This is a genomic window from Bradyrhizobium sp., assembly GCF_049798375.1.
Taxonomy (GTDB): domain Bacteria; phylum Pseudomonadota; class Alphaproteobacteria; order Rhizobiales; family Xanthobacteraceae; genus Bradyrhizobium.
Map to the genome: position 1 here is coordinate 1 of NZ_JBARGP010000487.1, position 8,593 is coordinate 8,593.

An 8,593-nucleotide genomic window follows, 5' to 3' on the forward strand; every position below is an offset into this window, starting at 1 on the left:
ACGTCGGTGGAGAGCGAGGCCATCGACTGCTCGTCGAACTCGACGCCGGAGCTCCAGAACACCTGCTTGAAATAATCCCACACCGGCAACGCATGCGGATCATGCGCCGCAATCCGTCGCACACGCGGGCTTACCGTGAACGCGGCTTCGACCTGTTGGTCGACCGAGACTTCGTAGCCGGCGGCGCAAAGGCCGCAATGATAGTCGTCGGCGCGCAGCGATTTCAGCGTGCCATGGGCGTCGAGCACGCCGCCGCAACCCGGACAGAGCACGTTCCAGGTCAGGTCGAACAGCCCGAGCCGCGCCGCGTGGATGAAGCCGGAGATCACCCGCTCTTCATCCAGGCCGGTACGGCCAGAGAACTCGAGCGCGTTGATCCGGTTCAGCTCGGGATCGGCGCCGTCATGGATCAGCCCCACGATGGCATCGGCCACGGTCGGATCGGCGGCCTCGTGAAGGGCCGAGAATTGCGGAGGTGCGTCGCTCATGATGGTCCCACTCGACTAACTAACAACAAGACACTTCGTAGGATGGGTGGAGCGAAGCGATACCCATCATCTCTCTTTGTAAACGACAATAGATGGGTATCGCTGCGCTCCACCCATCCTACGATTTCAAACGCGGCGTGATGCGAAACATCGGTGACCGGTTCGGCTGCGTCGTCACCACGCCGACCGGCAGCACCGGCAAATGATCGACCAGCTCGATCCTGAAAGCACCGACCAGCCGCGCCAACGCCAAGGTCGCCTCGACCAAGGCAAAATGCGCACCGATGCAGACCCGCGCGCCGGCGCCGAACGGCAGATAGGCGAAGCGTTCCGGCGGCGCTGATCCGGGCATGAAGCGCTCCGGCAGGAAGGCATTCGGCGCCTGCCACAGCTTTTCATGCCGGTGCAGCAGCCACGGCGCGATCAGTATCACATCGCCTGGACGAACCGGGAAACCCGAAACCTGATCAGGACCGGCCGCAGCGCGCGCAATCAGGAACGCCGGCGGATAAAGCCGCAGCGCCTCGTCGACCACGGCGCGGGCGAATGGCAGCCGTTCCGGCTCGATGGCGCCTTCGGCGTCCTGCGCCTCGCGCGCAAGTCTTTCCTGGCTCTCGCCATCGAGCGCGAGCAGATACAGCGCCCAGAACAGCGCGGTCGCGGTGGTCTCGTGGCCGGCGAGGATCATGGTCGCGACCTCGTCGGCGAGCAGCTCGTCGGAGAAGCCGGCCCCGGTCTCGGAATCGCGCGCCGCGTCCATCAAATCGAACAGGTCCTGCGGCGGCGCATCGCCGCTCTTGCCGGCGGCCCGACGCTCCGCCATCAGCATCGCCACAAAAGCGGTCCAGCGCTTGCGAAAACGGGCGCGGGCGAAATCCCGCGGCGTCGGCCAAGACAATGGCAGCACCAGGTCGAGCAGATGCGGGCTTGCCAACCGCGTGCCGTATTCGAAGACGAATTCGCGCAACGTGGCGCCGTGCCGGCCCATCGCGAACGAAAACATGGTGCGCCCGGCGATATCGAGCGTCATCAGCTGCATGATCTCGCGCAGATCGATCGGGCGATCACATCGCTGCTTCAGCTGCGCCACCGTGTCGTCGGCGACCGCGACCATGTGCGGGATCAGCGTATCAACCGCGCGCGGCGTGAAGGCCGGCGCCAAGGTCCGACGCTGATGCTTCCAGGCCTTGCCTTCGACGATCAGCAGGCCCTCGCCGAGCATCGGGCGCAGCACGCGGATGGCGCCGGGCGTGCGGGCATAATTCTCGTAATTGTCGACCAGCACATGCTTGATGGCATCTGGCGTGTTGAGGATGAAGCTGGAGCGGCCGAAGAAGCGGCCCCGGATCACATCCTCCTCATAAGCGCGCTGGCTCCAGGTCGCGATCGCGTTGTCGCCCATCTTCAGGACGCGCCGGAGAGCACCCATGTTGTCCGGCGCGCGCGGCGGCGTCGGCGGCACCAATGGCCGCCGTGCGCGCGACAGGTCATGGATCTCGGCGATTGACATTCAGGACCTCGAAGTAAGCGTGATCCGACATCTGTGGTATCTAGAAAGCTAGGCGAACCAGCTCGGCATCGACGGATACCCTCTCCCCTTGTGGGAGAGGGTGGCGGTGCGCGAAGCGCGCCGACGGGTGAGGGGTTCTCTCCGCAGAGACAGACCCCTCATCCGGCGCTTCGCGCCACCTTCTCCCACAAGGGGAGAAGGTGCAGCGAGCCAGCGGCGCCACAGTCCATCAGCTCAATTGTTCTCGCTTCCATCAGCTAAGTCGTCAGCTCGATGACCGCAATCCTGCCTTCCGAAACCGGCCAAAGCCGGGCGGCGATCCGTTCCTGGTTGAACAGGCCGACCACGCTGCGGCCGGCTTCGCCCGCCGGCAGCCGCAAGGTGGTGGCCGAATCGGTCGGAACGCCCTTCTGCACGTCTGTTGGCTCCTTGCCGTCGAGCAGCACGATATCGCGCGGCAGGCCGAAATAGCCGCGCGGCCGGGTCATCATGACGACAGCGCTCGCGCCCGTGTCGGCCGCCGTGAGCGGCTTGGCGGCCCGCAAATGCACGATGTCGGAAGAGCGCGGGAACGGCGAGCGATAGAAATGCGTGATCGGCGCATCCTGCGAGGTCAGCACGATCTCGATATAGGCTGATGGATCGACCTCGGCTGGCCCCCAGCGCCCGTCGGCCGCGGTCTCGACACGATAGAGCGCCTCGCCCTGACGCTCGCCGGTGTCGGGCGAAACCCGGAAGATCTCGACCTTGGCGCCATCAACCGGGCGGTTGGTGGGCACGCCGCCCGGCGTCCCCGTCACCAGCCCGCTCAGCCGCACCTTCGGCTCGGACAGGATCGCGATCCGCTCCGGCTCGTGGCCGGCGATGAATTTGTAGATCTCGCGGAAGGCGCGCGGCGAATAGGCAGTCTCGCGGTGATCGACCGATCCCAGCACCAGGTTGGTCGCGCCCTTCAGTTCCGGCCCTTCGGCGGTGACGCCGGTCGGCACGCCGGGCTTGCCGATGAAGCGGCCATCGGCTTGGGCATATTTGTCCAATCCGTCGCTGCGCAGGGTCAGGAAGTCAGTGCCCGGCGTGACCTCGCTGTCGCCGCTATTCAGTCCTTTCAGGAACGTGCCGCGGCCGTTGAACTCGTTGCCGAGCTGATCATCGGCATTGAACACGCCATGATTGGGCGTGCCGCAGAGCACGGCATGGCTGATGTCATTGCCGCCGTCCCTGATGTAGCTGCGGATCGAGTTGCCGCCGCGCGAATTGCCGACCAGCGCCACCCGCGCCGCACCGGTCGCCTTGCGCAAAGCTGCGACGGCCTCGCCAAGCTCGCGCCGCTGGTCCTCGGTCGAGGAGTGGTTGGCCTGCGCCACGGTGTCGTCGTTGCGCGCCAGCGGGTCGGTGAAGTTGATCGCAGCCATTCGCGTGCGCGGCACGCCGTTGGATTCCATCCGCCACAAAGTCGTCATCCATAACGCGGCATGATCGCCATTGCCGTGCACGAACAGGATCGGCGGCATCTCTTGCGCGGCGTTTGTCGCCGGCACTGCCTGGGCCAGCGCCACATGGCGCAGGTCAGCGGAAAGCAGCGGCAGGGTTCCCAAACCTTGCAGCATTGTGCGTCGCGTCAGATTCATCGGCAGTTCCCCCATTGGACATGGTTGCTCCCCTGCACGAATTCAGAACTGGAAACTGACTGGACAGAGGCGGACCTTCGCAGGCATCACATACGACCTGGCGGAATCAAGCACCAGTCGATTACAGACTGGCGACATTGCGAAGGAGCGACGCCGGACATGAACGCCCCGCCCCGACGCCTGATTTTCTCGACGGACGGCATTGCGGCTCCGCTGCGGCACATGGCGTTCCGCCGGATCTGGCTGGCCAGCCTGCTCTCCAATCTCGGTCTGTTGATCCAGGCGGTCGGCGCGGCCTGGGCGATGACGCAGATGACGTCCTCGGCCGACGACGTCGCGCTGGTGCAGACCGCACTGATGCTGCCGGTGATGTTCATCTCGATGCCGGCCGGCGCCATCGCCGACATGTACGACCGCCGCGTCGTGGCGCTGATCGCGCTCGGCATCGCGCTCGCCGGCGCGAGCGCGCTCACCGTGCTGTTCTGGTTCGACCTGGTGACGCCGAATGTTCTGCTGTCGCTGTGCTTCGTGGTCGGCAGCGGCATGGCGCTGATGGGGCCGGCCTGGCAATCCTCGGTGAGCGAGCAGGTGCCGCCGGATACGTTGCCAGCCGCGGTCGCGCTCAACGGCATCAGCTACAACATCGCCCGCAGCTTCGGTCCGGCGATTGGCGGCGTCATTGTCGCCGCGGCCGGCGCAGTCGCGGCCTTCGCCTGCAATGCGGTGCTCTATCTGCCGCTGGTGGTCGCGCTGTTGATGTGGCGGCGCGTCGTCGAGCCGCAGCATCTGCCGCGCGAGCGGCTCAACCGCGCCATCGTTTCCGGCATCCGTTACATTGCCAACTCGCCCTCGATCCGGATCGTGCTGATCCGCACCTTCGTGACCGGCGTGATCGGCGGCGCGATCTCGGCGCTGATGCCCTTGGTGGCACGCGACCGGCTGCACGGCGGCGCGCTGACCTATGGCGTCATCCTCGGCGCGTTCGGGGTCGGCGCCGTGATCGGCGCGCTCAATATCAGCGCGATCCGGCAGCGGATGAGCGGCGAGGCCGCCGTGCGCGCCTGCACGCTTTCGATGGGCGCCGCCACCGCTGCTGTCGGGCTCAGCGCCAGTCCGGTGCTGACATGCGCCGCGCTGGTGCTGGCCGGCGCAGTGTGGATGCTGGCGGTGGCGCTGTTCAATATCGGCGTGCAACTGTCGGCACCGCGCTGGGTGGCCGGGCGCGCCCTCGCCGCCTATCAGGCATCGATCTCCGGCGGCATTGCGATCGGAAGCTGGGGCTGGGGCCGGATGACCGACGCTCACGGGGTCGAGGTGGCGCTCGTGGTGTCCGGCGCCCTGATGGCGCTGTCGCCGTTGCTCGGCCTGTGGCTGCGGATGCCGCCGGTTGGCGCCCGCAACGAGGATGCCGAAGCCCTCGCCGATCCCGAGGTGCAGTTGTCGCTGACGCCGCGCTCGGGGCCGCTGGTGGTCGAGATCGAATACCGCGTGACGCAGGACGATGCCCGCGCCTTCCACAGTGTGATGCAGGACGTCCAACTCAGCCGGCAGCGCAACGGCGCCTATGGATGGTCGATCGCGCGCGACATCGCCGATCCGGAAGCGTGGACCGAGCGCTATCACTGCCCGACCTGGCTCGATTATCTGCGCCAGCGCAACCGCGCTACGCGATCGGAGCGCGAGCTGTATCAGCGCGCGTCGAGCTTTCACAGAGGCCCCGATCCGGTGCATGTCCGCCGCATGCTGGAGCGCCCGTTCGGCTCGGTACGCGGCAAGGAGGATATGCGGGAGCACGCCGGCGAGCTGCCGCCAGACCGTGCCGTCGAGCAGGCGCCCGCATTGGCCACGGCGACAAGAAGCGGCCCGTAGCGCGCTCTTGTCACCGCGAACTCGATAGCCACCCTCCCCTGGAGGGGGAGGGTCGGCTCACATGGAGCGAAGCGGAATGTGACACGGGGTGGGGTGATGTCACGGGTATCGTAACATGCCGAGAGATCACCCCACCCCGCCGCTCATTGCATGAGCGGCGACCCTCCCCCTCCAGGGGAGGGTGAAGAGCAAGCCTTTCTCTTACTGCCCGTGCTCGACCAGCATCCGCTCGCAGGCCCGGGACAGCCGTGCGCGGTGCTCCTTCAAACAGGCCAGCACGGCCTGGTCGCCGTCATTCATGTGCGCCCGGCACAGCCGCGACACGTCGCGCGCGCAGGCATCATGCCCCGGCTGTTGCGCCCGGACCGCCGAGGCCAGCACAACGAGTGACATGACGACGAGAATTCTGCTCATGGGTGACGCCTCGCTCCCGACTTCAAATGGTTCGTTCGGTTTTAGTGAGCGTAGCCCGACCTCGCAAGACATTGCGCCGACGCAGCGCGGACAAGGTAGCTGATCCGGACGACCCATTCGGCTACCGCCAGCGCATTCCGCCGCACTTCGATCCTATCAATCCACATCGGCGACTTTGCCGCTCTTCTTGACGACCTCGCGATCGAGCACCGTGCGGCAGCTCGGGCTGAGCGATGCGCGCTTCCTGATCATGCAGGCGGTGATCGCGGGAATGTTCGGGATCTCGCTGGCGCAGAGCCGGAAAGCATCGCCCGAGCACATCTGCTGCGCCTCGGCACTGAAGGCGAAGCTCTCGCGCTGGCTCAGCGTGGTGACGGCGGCAGCGCAGGCAACGACAAGCACGGCCTTGCGCAGCAGGAACGGAAAAGCGGTCATGATCGGCTCCCATCGGCAGCGCCGCGTGGTGCGGCGTCGGTTGATCGATGCGCCTATCATTCCGCCAACCGGCTATCGTTTCCGTGATCGTCGTCACGCCCGCCTTGAGCCATGTTCCTTCCAAGTCATGTTCCGTCCACAACCATGGCGTTGGAAATCTTCGCCGATCTCGCCCGTGTTGGGGCCGCGTTAAGGTTTCATTGGCATTAATCGAACGTAATCGGATCGGACGGGGCCATCCTGTCCTCCGCCGCCACCAGTTTCGCGTTTCTCGGGATATCTAACATGCGTAATGCGTTGGGCCTGATGCTGGCCACCGTTGCCACCGCCGCGATCATCGCCGGAACGTGGCACTACTTCTCCGCCCCGCGCGCAGTGCTCGCCTCCGCGCCGCAGACCACCGCCGCCTATCCGTCCGAACAGGCGTCTTCGGCGAAGCTCGCCGCGCGGGACGATGTCGACGTGACGGCCGCGGTTCCCAGTAAGGTCGCCATGCAGCAGCCGGCGCCCGCCCCGCTGCCCCTGCCCGTGCCCGCTGTCCAGAAAACAGCTTGCGCCAATCCGGACGCGCTCGGCATTTCCCGCACCGTCGTGGTCGACACCACGGGCGGCCCCGGCTTCGGCATGGACCACTTCAAGCAGTTCGACTTCCTGACCGACCACGAGGTGGTGCTGACCTTCGATGACGGCCCGTGGCCGCGCAACACGCCGGCCGTATTGAAGGCGCTGGCCGACGAGTGCACCACCGGCATCTTCTTCTCGATTGGCAAGCACGCGCTGTATCACCCGGAGATCCTGCGCCAGGTGCTGGCGGCGGGTCACGTCGTCGGCGTGCACACCTGGTCGCATCCGAATATGAACGGCAAGAAGATGACCGACGATTTGGCGAAGGACGAACTGGAGAAAGGCATCAGCGCCGTCAAGTTCGCACTCGAGACCAATCCGGCCCCGTTCTTCCGTTTCCCGCAGCTGCAGCATCGGCCGGCCACGGTGGCCTATCTCGGCACCCGTAACGTCGCGATGTTCTCCTGCGATATCGACTCCTTCGACTTCAGGTCCAAGGATCCCGAGCAGGTCATCAACACCGTGATGACCGGGTTGGAGAAGAAGGGCAAAGGCATCATCCTGATGCACGACTTCCAGAAGCACACAGCCGAAGCGCTGCCGACCTTGCTGCGGCGGCTGAAGGCCGGCGGCTACAAGGTGGTGGCGATGCGGCCGAAGGGCACGCTGGAGTCACTGCCGGAATATGACGCGATGATCGGCCAGGATTCGAAGCTGCCGACCACGATGACCAATGCAAGGCCGCTGTCGAGCGTGATCCAGACCATCTCGCAGTAACAACCGGCCGAGTTTCGTCCGGCCGAACATACCGGCCAAAGCTGCTCAAGTTGGTCGTCCCCCGCGAAGGCGGGGGACCCAGTATCCCGGAGACAGTTCTGGTTGACCGAAAGGCTGCGGCATACTGGATGCCCGCTGCCGCGTTGCATGATATCGCGGGCACAAGACGGCTCCTTCGCTCGAACCGCGACGAGCGTCTCTCTCAACTCACCAATAGATGCCGTGGCGGTGCAGCTCGCTGACGATGCGGGACTTGGTCCAACCGCTGCCCTGGCGCCTCGACGCCCGCACGGTATGCCGCCGTTGCGGCGCGCGCGCGCTTTGCCTCCGCGCGGATGGCTCTGTGCTCACAATCTGCGGCGCGATTTGCGCGGGTGCTGGCGCAGCCTGTGCTGGCGGCGTTGCGGGCCGTGCCATGGCCGGCGGGTTGGCGTCGGCGGTGCGCTGGCTATCTGCGGGTCGCGACGTCGCCACAGTTTCGCCGGTCGACAGGGTCAGGCTGCGGGTCTGTCCTGCCTGGGCCGCTGGGGACGCCAAAGTCATGCCGATTGCGATGAGGGCCATGTTGCGCATGCCGAAATCTCCCCTGACGCGCCGAGACTAGATGCGCAGCGCATCCGGTGATGTGATCCCCGTCACAGGGTAAGGTTCTGCGTGCTAGACCAGCGCTCCCTCAACCGTTTGGAGATTCCCATGCGTTCCGCAGGACTCATATCGTCAGTGATCGCCTGCGCATTGCTGCTCGGTCCTTCCGGCGCATGGGCGCAGACCGGCGACGACGATATCGAGGAGATCTATGTCGCGCGCTCGCTGCGGGTCTCGCGCGTGGTGCCGTCAGATTACTGCGCGCCGGCCAAGACCGGCTTTGCCCCGGCGCTCGAGGATCGCCTCGTGATCAAATCGATCAC

The 8,593-nt window shown here is 65.8% G+C and carries 8 protein-coding genes and 1 pseudogene; 3 read left to right on the forward strand and 6 right to left on the reverse strand.

Going from position 1 to position 8,593, the window contains the following annotated elements; all coding sequences use genetic code 11:
- From WA702_RS19960 to WA702_RS19970, 3 genes are all read right to left on the reverse strand, one after another.
- Positions 1-488 (reverse strand): DUF5939 domain-containing protein (locus WA702_RS19960; protein ID WP_425112269.1); only part of this gene is annotated, 488 nt, incomplete at its 3' end.
- A gap of 118 nt (positions 489-606) precedes the next feature.
- On the reverse strand, positions 607-1,998 hold the full coding sequence (locus WA702_RS19965) for a cytochrome P450 (RefSeq protein ID WP_425112270.1): 1,392 nt from the start codon (positions 1,996-1,998) through the stop codon (positions 607-609).
- Between the two features lie 257 nt (positions 1,999-2,255).
- Positions 2,256-3,626 carry a hydrolase gene (locus tag WA702_RS19970; RefSeq protein ID WP_425112271.1) on the reverse strand — a complete coding sequence of 457 codons (1,371 nt, stop codon included), beginning with the start codon at positions 3,624-3,626 and terminating at the stop codon, positions 2,256-2,258.
- A gap of 159 nt (positions 3,627-3,785) precedes the next feature.
- Between WA702_RS19970 and WA702_RS19975 the strand changes: the two genes are divergently transcribed.
- Positions 3,786-5,495: an MFS transporter gene (locus WA702_RS19975; RefSeq protein WP_425112272.1), complete on the forward strand. Its 1,710-nt coding sequence runs from the start codon at positions 3,786-3,788 to the stop codon at positions 5,493-5,495.
- Positions 5,496-5,696: 201 nt separating this feature from the next.
- Here WA702_RS19975 and WA702_RS19980 read toward each other — a convergent pair whose 3' ends face one another.
- Both WA702_RS19980 and WA702_RS19985 read right to left on the reverse strand, forming a co-directional pair.
- A complete protein-coding gene (locus tag WA702_RS19980; protein WP_425112273.1) occupies positions 5,697-5,909 on the reverse strand; it encodes a hypothetical protein in 213 nt (70 codons plus the stop codon).
- A gap of 156 nt (positions 5,910-6,065) precedes the next feature.
- Positions 6,066-6,344 (reverse strand): hypothetical protein, encoded by a 279-nt coding sequence (locus tag WA702_RS19985; RefSeq protein WP_425112274.1) that lies wholly within the window; start codon positions 6,342-6,344, stop codon positions 6,066-6,068.
- A 285-nt stretch (positions 6,345-6,629) separates the two neighbouring features.
- Between WA702_RS19985 and WA702_RS19990 the strand changes: the two genes are divergently transcribed.
- Positions 6,630-7,685, forward strand: a complete 1,056-nt coding sequence (locus WA702_RS19990; protein WP_425112275.1) for a polysaccharide deacetylase family protein — start codon at positions 6,630-6,632, stop codon at positions 7,683-7,685.
- A gap of 207 nt (positions 7,686-7,892) precedes the next feature.
- On the opposite strand, the gene WA702_RS19995 is transcribed toward WA702_RS19990, so the two are convergent.
- Positions 7,893-8,258: a hypothetical protein gene (locus tag WA702_RS19995; RefSeq protein WP_425112277.1), complete on the reverse strand. Its 366-nt coding sequence runs from the start codon at positions 8,256-8,258 to the stop codon at positions 7,893-7,895.
- A gap of 120 nt (positions 8,259-8,378) precedes the next feature.
- Here WA702_RS19995 and WA702_RS20000 point away from each other — a divergent pair.
- Positions 8,379-8,593 (forward strand): annotated as a pseudogene (locus tag WA702_RS20000) (hypothetical protein); the annotation flags it as partial.